20 protein-coding genes, 1 tRNA gene and 1 pseudogene are annotated in these 20,973 nt (G+C 51.0%); 16 read left to right on the top strand and 6 right to left on the bottom strand.

Going from position 1 to position 20,973, the window contains the following annotated elements:
* From HMPREF0373_RS03080 to HMPREF0373_RS03045, 8 genes and pseudogenes are all read left to right on the top strand, one after another.
* Nucleotides 1-371: pseudogene (locus HMPREF0373_RS03080) on the top strand (DNA cytosine methyltransferase); the annotation flags it as partial.
* A complete protein-coding gene (locus HMPREF0373_RS03075) occupies nt 368-2,347 on the top strand; it encodes a C40 family peptidase (RefSeq protein WP_021738127.1) in 1,980 nt (659 codons plus the stop codon). The pseudogene HMPREF0373_RS03080 and the gene HMPREF0373_RS03075, both read left to right, overlap by 4 nt.
* A 26-nt stretch (nt 2,348-2,373) precedes the next feature.
* Entirely contained in the window at nt 2,374-2,646 is a 273-nt protein-coding gene (locus tag HMPREF0373_RS03070) for a DUF4315 family protein (protein ID WP_021738126.1), read from the top strand.
* Nucleotides 2,636-3,712, top strand: coding sequence for a CD1107 family mobile element protein (locus HMPREF0373_RS17830; protein ID WP_021738125.1), 1,077 nt, complete (start codon nt 2,636-2,638; stop codon nt 3,710-3,712). Before HMPREF0373_RS03070 ends, HMPREF0373_RS17830 begins: the two co-directional genes overlap by 11 nt.
* Nucleotides 3,705-5,804: a type IA DNA topoisomerase gene (locus tag HMPREF0373_RS03060; protein ID WP_021738124.1), complete on the top strand. Its 2,100-nt coding sequence runs from the start codon at nt 3,705-3,707 to the stop codon at nt 5,802-5,804. The genes HMPREF0373_RS17830 and HMPREF0373_RS03060 overlap by 8 nt, the downstream gene beginning before the upstream one ends.
* A gap of 4 nt (nt 5,805-5,808) precedes the next feature.
* Nucleotides 5,809-6,270, top strand: coding sequence for a hypothetical protein (locus tag HMPREF0373_RS03055; RefSeq protein ID WP_242831178.1), 462 nt, complete (start codon nt 5,809-5,811; stop codon nt 6,268-6,270).
* A gap of 12 nt (nt 6,271-6,282) precedes the next feature.
* Nucleotides 6,283-8,133 carry an antirestriction protein ArdA gene (locus HMPREF0373_RS03050; protein WP_021738122.1) on the top strand — a complete coding sequence of 617 codons (1,851 nt, stop codon included), beginning with the start codon at nt 6,283-6,285 and terminating at the stop codon, nt 8,131-8,133.
* Nucleotides 8,130-8,327 (top strand): hypothetical protein, encoded by a 198-nt coding sequence (locus HMPREF0373_RS03045; protein WP_021738121.1) that lies wholly within the window; start codon nt 8,130-8,132, stop codon nt 8,325-8,327. The genes HMPREF0373_RS03050 and HMPREF0373_RS03045 overlap by 4 nt, the downstream gene beginning before the upstream one ends.
* A 232-nt stretch (nt 8,328-8,559) precedes the next feature.
* On the opposite strand, the gene HMPREF0373_RS16660 is transcribed toward HMPREF0373_RS03045, so the two are convergent.
* From HMPREF0373_RS16660 to HMPREF0373_RS03025, 5 genes are all read right to left on the bottom strand, one after another.
* The gene (locus tag HMPREF0373_RS16660; RefSeq protein WP_021738119.1) at nt 8,560-8,742 is read right to left on the bottom strand and encodes a hypothetical protein; all 183 of its coding nucleotides are present in this window, start codon (nt 8,740-8,742) and stop codon (nt 8,560-8,562) included.
* Between the two features lie 12 nt (nt 8,743-8,754).
* Entirely contained in the window at nt 8,755-9,087 is a 333-nt protein-coding gene (locus HMPREF0373_RS03040; protein WP_044962644.1) for a DUF6050 family protein, read from the bottom strand.
* Between the two features lie 71 nt (nt 9,088-9,158).
* A complete protein-coding gene (locus HMPREF0373_RS03035; RefSeq protein WP_021738117.1) occupies nt 9,159-10,502 on the bottom strand; it encodes a relaxase/mobilization nuclease domain-containing protein in 1,344 nt (447 codons plus the stop codon).
* A complete protein-coding gene (locus HMPREF0373_RS03030; protein WP_044962643.1) occupies nt 10,463-10,792 on the bottom strand; it encodes a plasmid mobilization protein in 330 nt (109 codons plus the stop codon). Before HMPREF0373_RS03030 ends, HMPREF0373_RS03035 begins: the two co-directional genes overlap by 40 nt.
* A 194-nt stretch (nt 10,793-10,986) precedes the next feature.
* A complete protein-coding gene (locus HMPREF0373_RS03025) occupies nt 10,987-11,355 on the bottom strand; it encodes a helix-turn-helix transcriptional regulator (protein WP_021738115.1) in 369 nt (122 codons plus the stop codon).
* A 219-nt stretch (nt 11,356-11,574) separates the two neighbouring features.
* On the opposite strand from HMPREF0373_RS03025, the gene HMPREF0373_RS03020 reads away from it, so the two are divergent.
* From HMPREF0373_RS03020 to HMPREF0373_RS02980, 8 genes are all read left to right on the top strand, one after another.
* Nucleotides 11,575-12,267, top strand: a complete 693-nt coding sequence (locus HMPREF0373_RS03020; RefSeq protein ID WP_021738113.1) for a response regulator transcription factor — start codon at nt 11,575-11,577, stop codon at nt 12,265-12,267.
* Nucleotides 12,264-13,295, top strand: coding sequence for a sensor histidine kinase (locus HMPREF0373_RS03015; protein WP_021738112.1), 1,032 nt, complete (start codon nt 12,264-12,266; stop codon nt 13,293-13,295). The genes HMPREF0373_RS03020 and HMPREF0373_RS03015 overlap by 4 nt, the downstream gene beginning before the upstream one ends.
* Before the next feature lie 221 nt (nt 13,296-13,516).
* On the top strand, nt 13,517-14,182 hold the full coding sequence (locus HMPREF0373_RS03010; protein WP_014079454.1) for an ABC transporter ATP-binding protein: 666 nt from the start codon (nt 13,517-13,519) through the stop codon (nt 14,180-14,182).
* Between the two features lie 14 nt (nt 14,183-14,196).
* Nucleotides 14,197-16,689, top strand: coding sequence for an ABC transporter permease (locus HMPREF0373_RS03005; RefSeq protein WP_021738110.1), 2,493 nt, complete (start codon nt 14,197-14,199; stop codon nt 16,687-16,689).
* Nucleotides 16,690-17,390: 701 nt separating this feature from the next.
* Nucleotides 17,391-17,825, top strand: a complete 435-nt coding sequence (locus HMPREF0373_RS02995; protein ID WP_005541445.1) for a sigma-70 family RNA polymerase sigma factor — start codon at nt 17,391-17,393, stop codon at nt 17,823-17,825.
* 4 nt (nt 17,826-17,829) lie between these two features.
* On the top strand, nt 17,830-18,066 hold the full coding sequence (locus HMPREF0373_RS02990) for a helix-turn-helix domain-containing protein (RefSeq protein WP_021738107.1): 237 nt from the start codon (nt 17,830-17,832) through the stop codon (nt 18,064-18,066).
* 527 nt (nt 18,067-18,593) lie between these two features.
* Nucleotides 18,594-18,800 (top strand): helix-turn-helix domain-containing protein, encoded by a 207-nt coding sequence (locus HMPREF0373_RS02985; RefSeq protein ID WP_005541444.1) that lies wholly within the window; start codon nt 18,594-18,596, stop codon nt 18,798-18,800.
* Between the two features lie 20 nt (nt 18,801-18,820).
* Nucleotides 18,821-20,215, top strand: coding sequence for a site-specific integrase (locus tag HMPREF0373_RS02980; protein ID WP_173896332.1), 1,395 nt, complete (start codon nt 18,821-18,823; stop codon nt 20,213-20,215).
* A gap of 187 nt (nt 20,216-20,402) precedes the next feature.
* On the opposite strand, the gene HMPREF0373_RS02975 is transcribed toward HMPREF0373_RS02980, so the two are convergent.
* A tRNA-Arg gene (locus tag HMPREF0373_RS02975) sits at nt 20,403-20,479 on the bottom strand.
* Nucleotides 20,480-20,973: the final 494 nt, after the last annotated feature.

Below are 20,973 nucleotides of genomic sequence, written 5' to 3'. Positions count from 1 at the left end.
GTGGCGTCGGACGGTTTCCGCTCGACCTTGAAGCCATCAGCCTTCGATCCGGCGAAGAAGGACGGGAACCTGTCGGCGCAGATCATCTCCCAGGAACGACCTGTGTCCGAAACGGCGGCGCTGAATCCGGATTGGGTGGAATGGCTTATGGGCTTCCCGAAAGGATGGACGGACGTATCCTCTGGGCCGCCGAACCGGAAGGAATCCCCCGCATGACCGAGCGCATGGATGACCGGGCGCTGCGGCTGAAAACATTGGGAAATGCGGTCTGTCCGCCCCAGGCCTATCCAATTTTCCGCTATATCGCCATGATCGAAAATGGCACCTGCGGTGACTTCTGCCCCTATGGAAAGGAAGGTGACTGCCTATGAGGGAACTGAAAGCGACCGATAAGATCACGCAGAAAATGACCCGTGACGGTGCGGTATCGGAAAACCTTGCCACGGGCGAGGTGAAACATATCAGCAGCCGGGAGCCGGAAACGGAGCTGTCCGTTTCTTCGGAAGAATCCGCTGGCGCTGCGGCAGACCTTGCCCTGCGTGCGGCGGAACACCATGAGAAGAAAAGCGCACGAAAGGCGGAAAAGGCTGACACCCAGGCGGTGCGGGATGGTTCTGCCGCAAGGCAGCGCCCGTCCTCCCGCCTGCAATTTACCGAGGAAGAACGTGCCGATCCCGCACTTGGAAAGTACATCGACCGTTCCGACCGTGCGGCGGACAGGCTGGACGCGGCAAAGGCCGCTATCCCCACAAAGAAAGTTCTCCGTACCGAGCGCATTTTTGACGAGACAGCCGGAAAAGGCAAAACGCAGCTTCACTTTGAAGAAGTGGAGAAACGCCCCAACGGACGCCTGCGGCACAATCCACTTTCCCGACCGGTCCATGAGATTGTCCACGCCGCCCATGCGAAGGTGCATGAGGTAGAGCAGGAAAATGTGGGTGTGGAGGCCGGACACAAGGGCGAGGTGCTGACGGAACGCGGGCTTGCCTACGGAAAAGGCAAAGTCCGTGCCGCCGTCCACCATCACCGCACAAAGCCCTGGCGTGACGCGGCGAAGGCAGAGCAGGCTTCGGTCAAGGCAAACGCCGACTACCTTTACCAAAAGGCACTGCATGATGATCCTGTATTGGCGGCTTCTAACCCGGTATCCCGCTTTCTGCAGAAACAGCGGATCAAGCGGAACTATGCAAAGGAGCTGCGACAGGCAGAGAAAACCGCAAAGAACACAGCGGCCACGGCGAAAAGTGCGGCACAGAAAGCAAAGGACGCATTCAAGGAAACCTTTCTCTACATCAAGCATCATAGTCGGGCGGTTCTGTTGGTGATCGGCATTGGCGCCTGTGTTGCTCTGCTGTTTGGCGGGGTATCTTCCTGTTCCATGATGGCGGGCTCCGGTGTGGGCGGTGTATTTACTTCCTCTTATCTCTCCGCGGACACGGATATGCTGGCTGCGGAGGCGGCCTACTGCGAACTGGAGCAGGAGCTTCAATATGAGCTGAACCACTATGAGGCTCTGCACCCCGGATATGACGAATACCGTTTTGATCTGGATGAGATCGAGCATGACCCTTATGTGCTGATCTCCATTCTCACGGCGTTCCATGAAGGGGTGTTCACCATCGACGAGGTTCAGGCGGAGCTGCAAATGCTCTTTGAAAAGCAGTACATCCTGACGCAGACCGTGGAAGTGGAGGTGCACTATCGGACGGAGACACGGACAGACAGCGAAGGAAACGACTATGACGTGGAAGTACCGTACAACTACTATATCTGCAAGGTGAAGCTGGAAAACTTCGACCTTTCCCATGTGCTGGTCTACATCATGGACGAAGAAACGCTTTCCCTGTATGCGGTCTATATGGCAACGCTGGGGAACCGGGAAGATTTGTTCCCAGGCTCCGGCTATGTAGACAAGTACACCAAACCACCCACCACCTATGATATTCCGCCTTCCGCACTGGAAGATGAAACCTTTGCAGCGCTCATTACCGAGGCGGAGAAGTACATCGGCTATCCCTATGTCTGGGGCGGCAGCAATCCGAACACTTCTTTTGATTGCTCCGGCTTCGTATCCTGGGTGCTGACGCAAAGCGGCGTCTGCAATACGGGCAGGCTGGGAGCCCAGGGACTCTACAATATTTCCACCCCGGTATCTTCTGCCAACGCAAGACCCGGCGACCTGATCTTTTTCGTCGGCACTTACGACACACCGGGCGTTTCCCATGTGGGTATCTATGTGGGCGGTGGAAAAATGCTGCACTGCGGCGATCCCATCCAGTATGCAGATATCAACACAAGCTACTGGCAATCCCACTTTTACGCTTTCGGGCGACCGCCCTACAACTAAAAAACGATATGGAGGTAATTTGATTTATGGCAACGACACAGAAGATCCGCAATGACATTGCAAAAACCAAAGAAAAGATCGCGGAGCAGCAGAAACGCCTTCGTGCGCTGGAGACCCAGCTTGCGGAGGAAGAAAATCTGGAAATCGTCCGCATGGTGAAAGCCGTGAAGATGGATAACAAGGAACTGACCGCCTTCCTGAAAGCCTATGCCAGCGGTATGATCTCCCTGCCGGAAGGTATGCTGCAGGAGGGCAACACCGAGAATGAGGAAACGGAGGGATACGAGGATGAAGCATAACTTTATGACAAAAATGGTATCGGCTCTTTTGGCGGTGGTGCTCAGCACTGCCGCTTTTTCTGTCACCGCCTTTGCCAGCGGCGGCGAGGAAACCACGGAGTCCGTGGCTGAACAGGAAACGGCCGGTGATGTCTCTGATCTGCTTTCCGCTCTGGCCGGCAGCCAGGTCACGGTATCCGTCACCGAGGACGGTATCCAGTTCAGTTCCGGCGAAAATGACTCCGGACAGACCGGCACCGTCACCACGGGCGGCGGCAATCTGAATGTCCGCACGGGTGCGGGAATGGACTACACCGCCTTCACCCAGCTTCCCAACGGAACGACCGTGAAGGTGATTGGCACGGACGGCGACTGGCTGAAGGTCATCCTGCCAGAGAAAATCGGCTATGTCTATTCCGGCTACATGACGGTAAGTGACGGCGAGGCTGGCTCCGGGGAAGGTCCTTTCTCTCTGGACGCGGAAACGCTGGAAAATCTGCTGGGGATGCTGGGCGGCGGTCTGAATGGCGGTGCCGCCCTGACGCCGGACGGGAACCTTTCGCTGATCGACGATATCGGCAGCCCTACCACCAGTGGCAAACAGTTTATCACAGTGGAAACGAAGAACGGCAATGTGTTCTATCTCATTATCGACCGTGACGACGAGGGCGAGGAAACCGTGCATTTTCTGAACCAGGTGGATGAAGCCGACCTCATGGCACTCACGGAGGACGGAGAAAAGGCGGAAACGCCTATTGTCTGCACCTGTACGGAGAAGTGCCAGGCCGGAGCGGTCAATACCGCTTGCCCGGTCTGCGTAAAAAACCTTAGTGAATGTGTTGGCACAGAACAGAAAGCTGCGGAGCCCACCGAGCCGGAGAATCCGGAACCCGAAAAGAAAAGCAATACCGGGGCGATCCTGGCGGTGCTGCTGATCCTTGCAGCCGGAGGCGGCGCGGCAGTCTATTTCCTGGTGCTGAAACCGAAGCAGGGCAAGAAAGTTCCCGCTGATCTGGATGATTTCGACCTGGAGGATGAAGAAGAATATCTGACCGAGGACGAGGAAACGGAGGAAAAGAATGAGTAAACTGATTATCGCAGAAAAACCGAGTGTGGCAAAATCTATCGCGTCGGCTCTGGGTGCTTCATCCAGGGCCGATGGCTTTTATGAGGGCAACGGCCTTCTCGTATCCTGGTGCGTGGGACACTTGGTATCCCCGATGGATGCTGGCAGTTATGACGAGCGTTTCAAGAAATGGCGCTATGATGATCTTCCCATTCTGCCGGAGCCGTTCCGCTATGTGCTGGCACTGGGCAAGGAGGACGCTTTTGAAAATCTTCGCACTCTGATGAACCGCCCCGATGTGGATACCATTGTCAATGCCTGTGACGCCGGGCGTGAAGGGGAGCTGATCTTCCGTTTGATGTATGAAATGGCTGGATGCCGCAAGCCGGTCCTTCGTCTCTGGATTTCTTCGATGGAGGACAGCGCTATCCGAGAGGGTTTTTCTGATCTGCGCCCCGGCGCCGACTATGAAGCCCTGTATCAATCCGCACTCTGCCGCCAGAAAGCGGATTGGCTGGTGGGGATCAACGCCACGCGCCTTTTCTCCGTTCTCTATCACCGCACCTTGAATGTGGGTCGTGTTCAGACACCCACACTGGCAATGCTGGCAGAGCGTGACGCAAAGATTACACTATTCCACAAGGAAAAATATCATCTGCTGCGCCTGATACTGGATGGAGCCGAGGCGGTGTCGGAGAAGTTTACCGATCCGGCGGAGGCGGAACAGGCAGCGGCCATGTGCAAGGGTGCGGCCGTCACCTGTACCTCTGTCACGAAGGAGCAGAAGAAGGAACAGCCGCCGAAGCTCTATGATCTCACCACCTTGCAGCGAGAGGCAAACCGCCTGTTTGGATACACGGCGAAGCAGACCCTTGACTACGCCCAGACCCTCTATGAAAAGAAGCTGCTGACCTATCCTCGCACGGACAGCCGTTATCTGACCTCCGACATGGCGGAAACAGCCTCCTGTGTGATCCACCTGGCGGCAAAGCTGCCGCCCTTTGATGGCTGCGGCAACTTCTTTCCGCTGGTGGAGGCCATGATTTCCGACAAGGACGTATCCGACCATCACGCCATTATTCCCACGATGGAGATTGAAAAAGCGGATATCAAGGCTCTGCCCCTGGGCGAACGCAATTTGTTTCTGCTGGTCTGCTGCAAGCTGCTGTGTGCATCGGCAGAGCCGTATATGTATGAGGCGGTCACGGCAACTTTCAACTGCTGCGGCCATTCCTTCACCGCAAAGGGCAAGCGCGTCCTTGCCGAAGGCTGGCGGGAAATCGACCGCATTTTCCGTGCCTTCTTGAAGGAAAAGCCTGCGGATGGGGACGGCGATACGCTCCCGGACTTCACCGAAGGTCAGATTTTTGATGGTGCGGAGGTTGCTGTTACCGAGCATTTCACCCAGCCGCCGAAGCCCTACACCGAAGATACCCTCCTGTCCGCTATGGAGAACGCAGGCAAGGATGGTATCCCCGACGAGGCGGAGCGAAAAGGTCTTGGCACGCCTGCGACCAGGGCGGCTATCATCGAAAAGCTGGTGGCTGCCGGATTTGTGGAACGCAAGGGCAAGAGCCTGATCCCCACAAAAGCCGGTATCAACCTTGTCACAGTCCTGCCGGAGCCGCTGACCTCTCCCATGCTGACAGCGGAATGGGAACAGAAATTGACGGAGATTGCAAAAGGCAGCACTGACCCGGATACCTTCATGGACGGTATCCGCACGATGGTTCAAGAGATCGTGTCCACCTATTCCTGCATTTCCGAGGATGGCCAAAAGCTGTTTGCCCCGGAGAAGGAAGTGATCGGTACCTGCCCCCGCTGCGGCCAGCCGGTTTATGAGGGTAAGAAGAACTTTGCGTGTTCGGATCGGTCCTGCGGTTTCGTCCTCTGGAAAAATGACCGCTTCTGGACGAGCCGCAAGAAGGAGCTGACAAAGAAGATGGCAACGGACCTTCTGAAAAAGGGACGTACCAATGTTAAGGGAATGTGGTCTGAAAAGAAACAGGCTGCTTATGACGCTGCGGTGATCCTGGATGACACGGGCGGCAAGTACATCAATTTCAAACTGGAATTTCCGAAAAGAAAGGCTGGTGCTGATGGCAGAAAATAAGACTTTGGAACATTTACCCGAAGTGAGGGCGGCGGTGGCTGCCCTCTCCCCGGAGGACCGGGAGCTGCTGGCGGCGGTGCAGGCATCGCCTTTCAAGCTGACGGCATCGGATCAGTTCAAGGAGTTTGCGGACAACATTGACTATTTCGTATTTGAGCCCAATATCCACGATCTGAACGATCTGGGGTGGCGGTATCTGGCACAGCACATGGATATGCTGCTGCCCCCGGAACTTCTGAAAGCAATCGACCCTGTTCCGTTTGGCAAGTACGCCATGCAGGAGGAACAGGGCCATTTTACGGAACACGGATATATTTCTCTTTCCGGCGACGAGTGGAATCATGAACGCCCTGCGGAGCCGGAGAAAAAGCCTTCCATCCGGGAACGGCTGGAACATGGCAAAAAGGAATGTGCGGAAAAACACAAGGTGCAGCCTTACAAGGAAAAGGCCGCGCCGGAACTGTAAGGAGGTGCTGATATGCCATATTACGATCACGACAAGGATTATCCCTTTGCCGCCTTTATCACCAATCTTGGGAAATATAACGAGGGCGAGCTTGTGGGCGAGTGGGTGAAGTTTCCCACCACCGCCGAGGAATTGAAGGAAGTGTTTAAGCGGATCGGGATCGGCCAGAAGGATGACTTCGGCCAGCCCTATGAAGAATGGTTCATCACGGACTATGACTGCTATGTGGACGGTCTTTACAGTAAGCTGGGTGAATATGAAAATCTGGACGAGCTGAATTATCTGGCATCGAAGCTGGATGAAATGAGCGAAGGCGAATACGCACAGTTTCAGGCCGGTATGGAAATGGGCGACCATTGCGGCAGCCTGCAGGAGATCATCAACCTCACCGAGAATCTGGATTGCTATGAGGTTTACCCCGATATCCATGACTATGACGATCTGGGCCGCTATTACATCGAAGAACTGGACGTTATGCAGGTGCCAGAGCATTTGCAGAATTACATCGACTATGAGGCCTACGGCCGGGACGTTGCGTTGGAGGAAAACGGCACCTTCACGGATCAGGGCTATGTGCGTGATACGGGTGACAGTTTCCATGAGTATTACGACGGTGAGCGCGGCAGTATCCCCGACGAGTACCGGGTGATGACCTTCCAGGACGATCTTCCCGAAGAAGAAAAATCCGAGTGGGCTATGGATATTGCCTTTGACATGGACGAGTTTTTCCGTCAGAACGATCCGCAGTATGCAGCGGAGCATCCGGAGGCACACGCCGCAAAGGAAGAACTGTATGAAAACCTGATGGCCGGACGCATTTCCGCTTTGGATGAAAAGCTGGCATCACTGGGGCAGACGCAGGAGGACTATCTTCCTTCGGAGATTGAAAAGTTCAAGGACGCCACGGGCTATGAGGAATTTCTTGACTTTGACATGGCGGAGGTCATGGAGGCTTTGAATGACCCGGCTAAATCCCGTGTGGATGAAATGCTGGCCGCTGCGGAAAGAGCGGAACGGGAGTATGCGGCAAAGACAGCCGCCTATGTGCAGACTCCGGCAGATATCGTGGTGCAGGCACAGGCCGTTCAGGATCAGGCTGAGGAAAGCAGCTTTTCCATTTATCAGCTCAAGGGTGGCAACGAAACGCTGGACTATCGTTTCGAGCCGCTGGACAGTATCCACCGCAACGGCCTTTCCGTGAAGCCGGAAAATTACGAGCTGGTCTATGAAGCGCCGCTGACGGCGAAGGACGATCTGGAAAGCATTTATACCCGGTTCAATGTGGATCGCCCGACCGACTTCACGGGGCACTCCCTGTCCGTGTCGGATATCGTGGTGCTGCATCAGGACGGGAAGAACACCGCCCATTACTGCGATAGGGTGGGCTTTTCCGAGGTGCCGGAGTTTTTGCAGGAACGGCAGCCGGAGCTTACCCCGGACGATCTGGAAACCGGCGAGTGCATCCGGACGCCCAGGGGCAGCTTTTATGTGACTGCCATGAGCCGGGAGCAGATGGAGGCGGCCGGTTACGGCGTCCACCATATTTCCGATGATGGAAAGTATCTTATCATGGGAAACGGCACACGGGCCTTTGCCGTGGCAGCGGAACAGCCGGAAAAGGACAATCCTCTCCGCACCGCTGAAATGACGCTGGAGGATGACTACGGCATGATCGACGGCGTTATCAACAACGGCAGACGCGGCGAAGAATTGGAAAAAGCCCAGAAGTATGCAGAGCGGACAACGCCAGAGAAGTCTTCCATCCGTGAGCGGTTGGAGGACGCCAAACGGGAATGTGCCGAGCATAAGCCCCAGGAGGTCAAAAAGCCCGGCCGTGATGTGCCGGAGCACGACTGCCTATGAGCCGAAGCAAGAAGTGGAGGCTGGAATGGGCGTTCTTCCTGGGTGAGAACGGCAGGCGGCAGTATAACCATATCTGTAAAAAATGTGTTCACGGCTGCAAGCAGAGTTTCCGGGCGTGTCTGGTCGCTTGTCCGCATTACAGTTCCAAACGGTCTAAAATCTGTGAGGATATGGGTGGAAAAAACACAGAATAATTCCCTGTATCCGTATTTTCAAAGGTAGCCTTTATGATTTTTCATGTGTCGGTCTACTTGCTGGCACATGAAGAAAAAGGCTTGATTTCAACCACTTTCTGTCACGCAAAACGGGAGTACAGCTTTTCGGTTCGTCCGATCGGCTGTACTCCCGCTTTTTCTTTTTAATCAAATTATTTGAACAGGGGTACAAACTGTACCTCAGTTAGAGAAGGATTTCCATAGTATTTTTTTAGGATTGGATAGGAAAGGATGGATAGCCGCCGTAGTAGGCGTTGTGGAAATGTGCGTAAACTGCCAGAATTGCGAGGCTGTGGGAAAGTTGTTTGCAGACCTGTGGAAAAGGCTTGTCTTTTTCCATCAGGTTGTGAATGGCTTTTCCATCAGCACGAGCGGCAGTTTTCCATATTTCCATGACGCAAGAAAATCATCCAACGATCAGCCGGTACACCGTCAGCGGCACATACCATACCGCCACAATCAACCGCCATGCCAGAACGAAACCGCCTATCACGCCGCCGATAATAAAGTTCAATGCAAACAGGGCGATCCCTCCACCCAGGGAGCCGCCGCCCGGCACGATCCAGAGGCACATCCGATGGAGGCCAAACGGCAGCCCGCAGAGTATCCAGAGCCATACATAGTCAATCTCTCCGTTCTTCATGCAGGCGGATTTGAAAATACAATACAGGATCAGCGCCACGATTACGGGCAGTACACTTTTGAAGAAAAATGCTTTGATTGCTTCGCTTCTTGTCATCGGTAAAACCTCCTTCCGCAGTTCCATTATACAGGATGCCGGGAGCTGCGCCCAGCGTCTTTCAGAGAAAATTATTCAAGTTCATGCCGCCGCTGTTGTTCCTGTTCCTTTGGAACGGTTAGTAGCGCATCCACATTTTGCTTGACGGTATCGTATTCCTGGGCTTCGGTCCTTGCGGTTTTGTACTCTGCAAGGAGCCGTTCCTTTTCTGCGTTGAGATTGGCAAGCTCCGTTTTCATGCTTTCCGTTGTCGGCAGCGGCACAGCCCCCAGCCGTTTCAATTCTCTGGCGGCCGCTTCAAAAAGGATGATCTCGCTCTCATGCCCCCGCAGGAACTTTTCTTTATCATTTGATTTACGGTATCGGTCATAAAGCGGCTTTAGCTGACGGTAAGTTCCGGCATGCTTCATCACAAGGGCAAGTTCGGCACTTCTGCTTTCTATCCGCTTGATCTCTGCATGAGCGGTATCCCTGCGTGCGGATATTGCGGTCAATTTGCTTTCCAGTTCTCCATAACTGCTTATCCCGTGTTCGGTCAGGAAATTCATGGTCTTGGCGGCCTGTTTCAGATTGTTCAGCTTCGCCCAATGGGTGAAGCCTGCACTCTGCTGCGCCTTGATGTTGTTCTGAATATCAACGAGCAGGCTGATCTTTCCGTCCTGCTGTTTCGGCTGGCGGGAAGGTCTGGCGTGTCCGGCGATCCGGGCAGCAAGGGCTTCTTCGGTGTAGTCCGCACCCAGGGTTTTCAGACGGGTGAACCGTTCCTGATCTGGCGCTCTGGCGGAGATATACTTGCCGCGCTTGATCTCATAACCTTCCCTCTGCAGGCGGCGAAGCAGTTCTTCCAGGTTGGAACAGGCTGGCAGGAGCCGGTCGATGGCCGCTTTCAGCTTTGCCTTATAGCTGGTGCCGTTCTGCGCAGCCTGATGTTCAATATAGCTCTTGCCCTTGTCCTGTCCGGGGATGATGACAGACAGACCGTGTTCCTTGCAAAGCCGGTCGGAGGTGCGGCGGATATAGTGATAACTCCGCTTGTTGGAATGATAGTGCTTGTGATCCGCAAAGCTGACCGTATTGAAAATCAGGTGGTTATGAACATGATCTTTGTCTATATGGGTAGTAAGTACAAATTCATACTTGCCGCCCAGGATTTCTTTTGCAAGCTCCATGCCGATCTCATGGGCCTGTTCCGGTGTAACCTCCCCAGGCTGAAAGGCTTGGATCAGGTGACGGCCCAGGTTCGTTCCCTTGTCGATGGCATGGCGGCGGGTCCAGGAAAATTCGATATCCGCAGTTTCGGCGGCACAGCCATAGGAAGAAACAAGTAGCTTTCCGTCCGTCTTTTCCGGGTTACAGATATAGTCAATGGCGGCTTTCAGCGTTGACTTGATAGGATGTGTCTTTGTAACTGCCATATCTCATCCAGCCTTTCCCGTATCTCGTCCATGTCGTCCTGATACGCAGGACCTCCGGCGTTGATCCGCTTGGCAATCTGGTTGATATTCCGACCAATGGCGGAAAGCTCTTTGGTAAATGCCTTGATATCTGCGGTGTCCGTATAGATGATATATCCGTCAATCGCCATCTTTCGGAGGTAGGCGCCGTACCGCTGTGTGGGGAGCTGGACCATCTTCTCGTCAATGAGCCTTTTTTCTTCCTCTGTGACATAGAATTTTATTTGAATATTCCGTTTTCTGTTTGCCATGCGCCGCCTCCGTTCTTCATAAGGGTTTGGGATTATCCCAACAAGCATTTTTGAATTTTCGGGCAAGGGACCTGAAAATCTCAAAATTCGCAAGCGGGTACTCGCTTGCTGTGCTTGCTACCGTATCTTATCCCTACTTATAAAGCGTTGCGGAAACCTCAAAATGCCCGCAAAATAAGAAAAACAGAGGATGTTCAGACACCCTCCGTTTCTTCATTCGGCTTTTCAATTTTTAAGGCCCCGTCAATGGCCCCCTCCACGATAGGCAAATACTGTTCCGGGCAGAGCTTTAACTTCTGTCCGACCCGCTGGCGTAGCTCGCTTTCCTCTCGCATGACCTCTGGATTGAAATATCTCTCCATCGGCAGACCGCAGATTTTTACAAGCTGTATGATGACCGGCAGGCTGGGGATCGTGCCCTCGTTTTCAATGTTGGCAAGATACCTGGTATCAATATTCACCTTTTCGGCTAAATCTTTTCGTGCAAGGTTCTTCGCCTTCCGTGCTTCTTTTACATCTGCACCGAAGGTTTCAAAGCCAGGGCAGTCTTTAACTTTTGCCATTTAGCATCACCCACATACATTCTATATTTCATAGGCCGCCCATGGAATGCTGCTATATGCGTATAGCTCAAACTTTATAATTCATATTATTCGCCTTGTATTGTAAAGTGGGCTATCCTATAATAAGGAGGAAACCCTTTTTTGAAAAATCCGTCCGCTGTAACATTTCGCGGACATTTGCCTGTTATACTATCTGCAAAAAGCAAAGGAAGTGAGGATATGAAGCAGATTTTAATTGTCGAGGACGACAGTTTTTTGAATAAGATGGTGGCCTATAACCTGACCGCAGACGGCTATGGCGTGACTTCTGCCCTAAATGCCAGAACCGCAGCCGACGCCATCCGCCAGCGGGAATTTGATTTAGTGCTGCTGGACATCAACCTGCCGGACGGGAACGGCTTTGAGCTGTGCAAGCTAATAAAGCCTCAGCACCCGGACACCATCGTAATATTCCTGACCGCCAACGATCAGGAGAGCGACCAGATACGGGGTTATGAGGTGGGCGCGGTGGACTACATCACAAAGCCCTTTGTGATTGGGGCCTTGCAGCGGAAAATCAAAGCCATGTTCGCCATGCTGGAACACCACAAACCGGCCAAGGACATTTACGACGACGGGCGGTTGTTTCTGGACTTCTCGGAGCAGACGGCTTCCTTAAACGGCAAGCCCCTGACTCTATCCCCGATGGAGTACAAAATGCTGAACCTGTTTCGTAAAAATCCCCGGCAAGTGCTGACCCGTGGGCAGCTTTTGGAAAAGCTGTGGGATATAGACGAGCGGTTTGTGGACGAACACACCCTGACAACCTCCATCAGCCGTATTCGCAGCAAGATTGAAGCCGACGGCGGCGCACCCTACATCAAGACCGTTTACGGCATGGGTTATCAATGGACGGGAGGCGAGGCAAAATGAAGTTTCAAAACCTCTCGGTAAAGCGGCTGTTTGGCCGGGTGGCAATAGGACTTGTCCTCTCCATGTCCGGGATCACCATAGCCCTGTTTCTTGTGACAAAACAGACGGCGGCACTGCTGACGGGCGGAGCGATGCTGCTGTGCGCCCTTGCAGGGATCTTTGTACTGACGCAGGCATTTGGAAAGCGGTTGTCGCAGTTTACCGTAGACCTGTGCCAAACCTTAGACCACATGATCACCGGAAACGAAGCGCCAGAACGCCCGGAGGACAGCGAAACCCAGCTTGCCAGAATCGGACACCGGCTGGCAAGGCTTTACCAGATCATGCAGGAGAACCGTCGCCGGGTGGACGAGGAACGGCAGGAGTTACAGACCCTTGTATCGGATATTTCCCATCAGGTGAAAACGCCGGTAAGCAATCTGAAAATGGCGACGGACACCCTGCTGGAAAAGCCTATGACCGAGGCGGAGCGTACCGATTTTATCCGTGGAATCCGCACCCAGACAGATAAACTGGACTTTCTCTTTCAGGCTCTTGTGAAAACCTCACGGTTGGAAACGGGCGTAATCCAGTTGAATAAGAAACCGGTCTGCCTCTTTGATACCGTGGCGCAAGCCATGAGTGGGATCGTGTATGCAGCGGAAAAAAAGAAAATCGCTGTATCTGTGGACTGCCCGGAGAATTTGACCTTTTCCCATGACAGCAAGTGGACATCCGAAGCCCTCTTTAACCTGTTGGACAATGCGGTGAAGTATACTCCGGCAGGTGGAAAAATTACGGTGTCGGTGATACCGTGGGAAATGTATGTGGAGATCAAAGTAGCCGATACCGGCAAGGGCATTTCCGAAAGTAATCAGGCTGCTATCTTCCGGCGCTTTTATCGTGAGGAAGAAGTACACGAACAGCAGGGCGTGGGCATTGGCCTGTATCTGACCCGCGAGATCGTAACACGGCAGGGCGGCTACATCAAAGTGGTTTCTGAGCCGGGCAAGGGTTCAGAATTTTCCATTATGCTGCCGACAAAATAGAATGCGGCGGACGGTCATTCTCGGCTGCCCGCCGTAAGTCTTTTCGCAACAGTGTGCCGATAAAGCTGCCAGTGGCAGTTTTTCGGCGGAAATGTCCGAGCGTTGTAACATTTCACCCCCGATTTTCAATGAAATTTTTTGGCCGCTGTAACATTTCGCGGACATTTGGGTTTTACAATAGCCTTATCAACAGGCAGAAAGCCTTGAAAGGAGTTTTGAGTATGAGCGTTTTACAGGCGATTGATCTGAAAAAGTATTACGGCACAGAGCCGAACATTACCCGCGCCCTTGACGGTGTGAACTTCTCCGTGGAGGACGGCGAGTTTGTGGCCGTTGTGGGAACATCCGGCAGCGGCAAGTCCACCCTGCTTCACATGATGGGCGGGCTGGACACTCCCACCAGCGGAACCGTGATCGTCCGGGGCGAAGAACTGGCAAAGAAGAACGATGAACAGCTTACCATCTTTCGCCGCCGCAACATCGGCTTTATCTTCCAGAACTATAACCTTGTTCCTATTCTGAATGTGTATGAGAACATCGTCCTGCCGGTGGAGCTGGACGGGGACACGGTGGATCAGAAGTTTTTGGACGAAATTGTTCACCTACTGGGGCTGGAAGATAAACTGAAAAATATGCCGAACAATCTATCCGGCGGACAGCAGCAGCGTGTGGCGATTGCCCGCGCTCTGATTACCAAACCGGCTATTGTGCTGGCCGATGAGCCAACCGGTAACCTTGACAGCAAGACCAGCGCCGAGGTGCTGGGACTTATCAAGCGCACCAGCGCGGAGTTCCGGCAAACCGTTGTAATGATTACCCACAATGACGACATAGCCCGCCTTGCAGATCGGATTGTCCGCATTGAGGATGGCAGGATTGTGGAATAAGGAGGTGGCAAGCTATGACATGGCCTTTTGAAAATGATACCAGTGACATTGAAAAGAAGCTGGCAAAGCGCAGTTTGCATCGTGAACGGCAGCGTAATTTATTTGCAATCATTGCTCTTGTGCTAACTGCATTTATGATAACTGCGACATTCAGTATTGGTTTTAGTTACTTTGAAACCTACCAAATGCAACAAATTCGGTTAATGGGAACTACCGCTGATGTCGGAATCACAAATGTAACAGAAAATCAGTTGGTTGAAATTTCAAAATCAAACCTTGTCCTTGACGTAGGTATACAGCAGCGTTTAGGCAGTGTTGATACAGAGCAACTGCAAAATGCGAGATTAGGTATAGTTTGGATAGATGATACCGAGTGGGGAACCCACCGTCTGCCTACTATATCAAGTGTTGTAGGAAATTACCCATCAAGTAAAAACGAAATTATGCTACCTACATGGGTGCTTGAACAGATGGGCATTTCTGATCCGCAAATAGGGATGGAGATTGTGTTGTCATACCAAATTGGCGATAGCTATGATTATGTCACGGACACCTTTTTGCTGTCGGGCTACTATACGGACTACATTCCAATGCGCACAAATAATCGTGGTTATGTTTATGTTTCATCCGCTTTTAAGGATAGCTTAAATGTATCACTGGATAATAGTGTTACAGCAATGATCCGTTTTCAAGGCAATGATGATGCTGACAAAAACTGTGAAAGATTGCGGCGTGAGATTGACTTTACAGAAGGGCAAACATTTGAAATTGTACCATTAGAACAGGCAAATGGTGGAACTATTATTTTAGCTGTAATAATTTTAGCAGTTTTTATATCCTTTAGCGGCTATCTGCTGATTTATAATATTCTTTATGTCTCTGTCATAAAAGATGTGCAATTCTATGGCCGTCTTAAAACGATTGGAACGACCCAAAGGCAGATAAAGAGAATTATCTATAAGCAGGCAATCAGAATCTCTTGTATTGGTATTCCGATTGGTCTGTTACTTGGTGCGGTTGTTTCCTTTGGCATTGTTCCTTACTTCCTGAATATGATGTATTCAACAAATTCTGATGTGGGAACAAAAGTATCTTTTTCGCCGTTTATTTTCATAGGAGCGGCCATATTTACGTTCATTACCGTTATGATTGCAAGCATGAAGCCCGCCAAAATTGCCGGAAGTGTTTCACCAATAGCAGCACTCCAATATACAGCAGCCAGCACAAAGAGCAGCGCCAGAAATTGTAGCAAAATGAAGTTGTCCAGAATGGCATGGAACAATGTCTTTCGTAATGCTAAGAGTACAACCCTTGTTTTTGCATCGCTTTTTTTCGGCCTTTCCTTGTTCCTTGTCGTCACAGGGCTATTACATGGTTTAAGCCCGGAGAATTATGTGAGCCAATGGGGAGTAAGCGATTTTGCACTCACATATAGTATCCACGAAAGAGAAGATTTAATTTCCAGCGAAATGGTTTCAGAGATTGGTCAGCTTGACGGCATTGAGAATTTGAGGTTGACCTATGCACCTTATCCTCAAGTAGCAGCAGATGTTGTATATGACGATGCTGTATTTCACGAGTTTCTTGCGTCATTAGACGGAGTAAACGGCATTGATTTTTCTGATCCGGCAAAATTAGAAAATTATCAGCAAAACTTTTTTAGCGGGGTTTTTGGAATTGACAGTGCATATTTGGAAGAAATCAATAAAACCTTAAACTTGCCTATTGACACGTCTGCCTTTGAACAAGGAAAGGTTGTGCTGCTGTCCAAAACAGTAGAAGACCTTATTCAGCCGGGGCAGGAAATAACAATCCAGACGCAGAACGGACAGCATTCCTTTATTGTAGCGAACGGTTATTTGAATGAAGGGTTTCGAGCAGGAGGAGGCAATGAGAGAGGGACGGCTCCTGATTTGTATATTAGTCAAACAGCTTTGAAAGAACTCTTTCCGCAATATAGAGTGTTCCGCGTGGCCTTTGATACGGATGGTCAACATGACGAAAGTATACTGCAAGAATTAAAGCAAATCACCGCATCACAAGCTAACATTGATATTATATCCCGATATGAACGGCGAGAAGAAATGCAGGAATATCTCATTACAGCAAAGGTTTTAGGAACAGGGTTGTCCGTGATCCTGCTGCTTGTTGGTGTCATGAACTTTGTCAATACAATGGTTGTCAATGTAAATACTCGGCGCTATGAATTAGCTGTTCTTGAAAGCATTGGAATGACAAAGCGACAAATCAAACGAATGCTATTTATGGAAGGTTTCTATTATTGGGGCGTTTCCCTTTCCCTTGCAGTCACCATTGGAACAGCAATCTTCATCTTGCTATATATGATTTTTAGTAAAGTGGCCTATTATGCTGTTTTCTCCTATCCATTTATCCCACTGGTGCTGGTGTCTGGACTGGTGTTGCTAATCTGCCTTATTGTGCCTATATGGGTCTACAAAACTGACGTTAACCTTCCAGTTGTGGAGCGATTGCGGTTGACAGAGTGAGTTTAATCAAATAGCAAAACATCCTTAGATCAATCATATCGAAGCGGAGCAGATTTTAGCTGCTCCGCTTCTTTAGTATTTTTCAAAAAATTCTTTTGAAATGTCCGAGCTTTGTAACAATTCAGCCTGTTTTTCTGTCGAAAATTAGTTCTGCTCGGACATTTCTGTGACATTTGGATTTTATAATAATCCTCATAAAGAGAAATAACCTGTTAGCAAGCTGCCGGACGACGGCAAAAGAAAAAAAGCCGTCGTAGAGCAGACAATTTGACACGCCCATTTGAAACGGCGGCTTTGATTTTCAGAGCCGCCGTTTCTTTGCGCTTGCACAAACCAATGACGACTTGCAGGGACACGGTAGCCGATGGGAGGTTAATTTGCCGTGTCCTTCTTTTTATTTCGCAGTATCCATGATCTGCACCAGTTAAAAAAAGCGTAGCCCCTCCGTCGGAGTCGTATGCTCTTGAATATGAACTATACCATGTAAGCAATCATCTTTATAAAACATTTCTGCGCCCAGCAGGTCCGTTGAGACTTGCTGGGCGCTTTTTGCTGTTTTCCGAGGACAAGCCCGCTTCAAAAAAATTTTTTGAGAAATTTTCAAAAAGGAGGCTTTTAGCGGGTAGCGAGCGGCTTTGCGTTCGCCTTGTTAGCGGAAAGGGAGAAACCCACCTCATTCCCCCAGGAAAGGGGGTGAAAAGATGGATATGATCCCCCGCAATGACTATGGCGAGCGGTGCCAGTTCGATGCTTACTGCAAGCTGGTACTGTACCATGAGGCAATCGACTACCTCCGGGAAATGCAGAGGCGCCGTGACAGGGAACTGTCATTCAGCGATCTTCCGCAAATGGAGATGGACAAGCTCTGCGTTGTAGATCATTACCCCAGTGACAGATTTACATTCTCGTCCCACGGGTATGACCTGCATATCGAAAACGAGCTTGTGGCTGATGCCTTCGCCGGTTTGTCTGTTCAGGAGCAGAGTATTTTGATCCTGCATTTTGTTCTGGACCTGCCGGATCAGGAAGTTGGCCGCCTTGTTGGAATGTCTCGCAGCGCCGTTCAGCGGCGAAGGGCAAAATCATTGACCGAGCTGCGGATCAAGTTGGCCGCACTCATGCCGAAGGGAGGTTGAAGGTATGAAGAAACCCACTTACAAGGGCAAGGAGCTTCTTCCTCTTTCGGTGATCGACGCCGCCCGTGACGGGGACTCTCAGGCTGTGGATCAGGTGCTCCGGTATTATGAGGGCTATATCAATAAACTCTGCACCCGGACGCTTTACGATTCTGACGGCCAGCCCCATGTTCGGGTGGACGAGTACATGAAGCGCCGATTGGAGATCAAGCTCATTCATTCCATTGTCAGCATGAGCTGACAAGCCCGGTCCGAAAACGGAAACAGCTTACCCTTTCCCTGTTTCTCTCTTTCGTGGCCAGAATCAGCACCTTGACAAAGAAAGCCCGTTGGGAGGTCAACGCCGCAGTATAAGGCAAACGGATACATTCCTGTTTGTGCCGAGCCATACGGCCGGTGCGCCATGACCTCGTTTCAAGTCCGCAGGACGGGACCACTGTAACGGGCGAGCGAACAGCGCCAGACCGCAAAGCAAGCGTGGCAGCTTGTGGGCGATGACACACGGGCAGGGTTAAAGATACTCGCGCATTGAACGCCCACAAAGCATTGTGCGCCGCACCCATCAGCATGGGCCGGGGTGAAACTCCCGTGGAGCTGTGCCAACAGCCGTCCGTAAGCCTACTTTTCTTTTTTGAAAGTTTATGGATAGATCGTAAACTTTTCAATTAGCAGCAGACAAACACGGAGCAGCACGGTAAAATGATGGTGGAAGTTATATTACCCACACATATTCGTGCTGTTCCTTTTCATAACTGAAAGGGGGTTCTCATGTCTCAAACATGGAACGGCACGAAGAAAGAAACCCCTGAAAGAAGGACATATACGGTTGACGATATTGCTCAAATCCTGGGCATTGGAAGAACTTCCGCATATATCCTTGTAAAAGAAGGGCACTTCAAAATCGTGCGAATTGGTAACGCCATACGCATTTCCAAGCGGTCATTTGACGAGTGGCTTGACTCCCTCGACCTGTGATCCAAGAAAGGAAGAACGATATGGCATCTATAATCAAGCGAAAGAAAAACTATTCCGTTGTTTACAACTATGTGGATGAAAACGGAGAAACCAAACAGAAGTGGGAAACCTGGCATACCCACAAAGAGGCCTTGAAGCGCAAGGCAGAAATCGAAAATCAGCAGCACACGGGAACTTTTCTCCCGCCAAGCAATCAGACGATCACCGAGTTCCTTTATGACTTCGTATCTCTTTACGGAGAAAAGAAATGGGGCGTGTCTATGTATGACAGCCAAACGGCGCTGATTGCGAACTATATCAATCCGATCATCGGTGATATGGAGGTACAGGCGGTTACTCCCCGTGCGGTTGACGGTTATATCCAGACCTTGCAGAAAACCAAGTCAGTGTCTACCAAAACCCGAAAGGCCGTTACCACTTATGTCAGTGACAAGACCATTGAAAAGATCATCAAGCTCCTGCGGTGTGCGTTTAAGCAGGCGGTACGATGGGAAATCATTGCAAGAAATCCCTTTGACAATGTGATCCTCCCGAAAACGGAGTATGCGAAACGGGATATCTGGACGGCGGATATGATCCGTCTTGCCCTGGACAAATGCACGGACAGCAAACTCTATGTGGCAATGAACCTTTCCTTCGCCTGCTCTTTGCGTATGGGTGAAATCCTGGGGCTGACCTGGGAGAACGTCCATATTTCCGATGAAGATATTGCGGCGGATAATGCCTATGTCTACATCGACAAGGAGCTGACGAGGGCTTCCAAACGGGCGATTGAAACGCTGGGTGAGAAGGATATCTATTACATCTTCACTCCGCTCATGCCGAACACCAGCACAAGAATTATTCTGAAAAAGCCGAAAACCGATTCCAGCATCCGTAAGGTGTGGCTGCCGAAAACGCTGGCCTACATCCTGCGGGAATGGAAGAAGTCCCAGGACGAGCTGAAAGGTTTCCTGGGCGACGAGTATCAGGACTTCGATCTGGTTGTGGCACTTCCCAATGGACGGCCCTGCGAGGATCGTATCATCCTCAAAGAATTTGCAAAGCTCCGTGAGGACGCAGGGCTGCCGAAGGTGGTCTTTCATTCTCTCCGTCATTCCAGTACCACCTACAAACTGAAACTCAACCACGGCGATCTGAAAGCCACCCAGGGCGATACGGGCCATGCCGAGATCGACATGATAACCAGTATCTATGCTCACATTCTGGACGAGGATAGAAAGGTCAATGCTCAGAAATTCGAGACAGCCTTCTATGCCAAGCCTGATCTTCGCAATGTCCGTCCACCGGAAGAACCGGTAAAATCGGAGCCTGCGACCCTGGACCTTGAAAGCCTTGTGGAGCAGCTTCAGAAGTCGCCGGAGCTGGCAAGTGCGCTCGCAGCCCTGATAGCGGCGCAAGCCCCGGCAAAGTGATCCGAAAAATCGAATTAGCAAAACGCAGAATTTTCTTAGCAAATTTCTGAAAAGCGTTCGAGTCCAATTAGCAAATATACATCATGCGGCGTATAAAAATCTCCCGGTAACGGAAGTGAAATTACCGGGAGAAGGAGGAACAAAAAAACGCTGCAAACCCCGAAAAAAGGCTTGCAGCGGTGCTTTCTGGCGTCCCAGAGAGGATTTGAACCTCCGACCCCACGCTTAGGAGGCGTGTGCTCTATCCAGCTGAGCTACTGAGACATTTATAAGTTTTATGCAATTTTCAAGGCTCGAAGGAATCGAACAATCTGCCGCTTAGGAGGCACTTGTTCTATCCATTAAACTAACAGGACTAATGTCGATTTTTGGCTTACTTCGCTGACGCTCAGTGACGCGGCAGTCGCCAAAATCCTGCATAAATGCGGGATTTGTGGCTCGTTGCTTACGCGCAAAATAAGGTTTTTCGGCCTTTTTCAGCCATCGGATTCGGTAACCGATTTTTTATATTTTTAACCGGAAAATCCGGTAAAAATTCACACTACGCAGTTCGGAGTTCTTGGCCACAGTTAACAAAAGGTGGCAGTACCGAATTGCCTTCGGACTCAGAGTATTTTTCAAAAGTTGTCAGTACAGTTTTTTCCTTAGGAGAACTCCAACCTATTGTCATTCACTGACAATCTGAGGCAAATTAAACCCCTGTGAGACACTATTAAAAACTGTTTCCGAGTAAAGCGGACATTCGCAATCCGCTTTCG

Origin of the sequence: Eubacterium ramulus ATCC 29099 (assembly GCF_000469345.1) — a bacterium.
GTDB lineage: Bacteria > Bacillota > Clostridia > Lachnospirales > Lachnospiraceae > Eubacterium_I > Eubacterium_I ramulus.
This window is presented reverse-complemented; position numbering and strand designations above follow the sequence as displayed.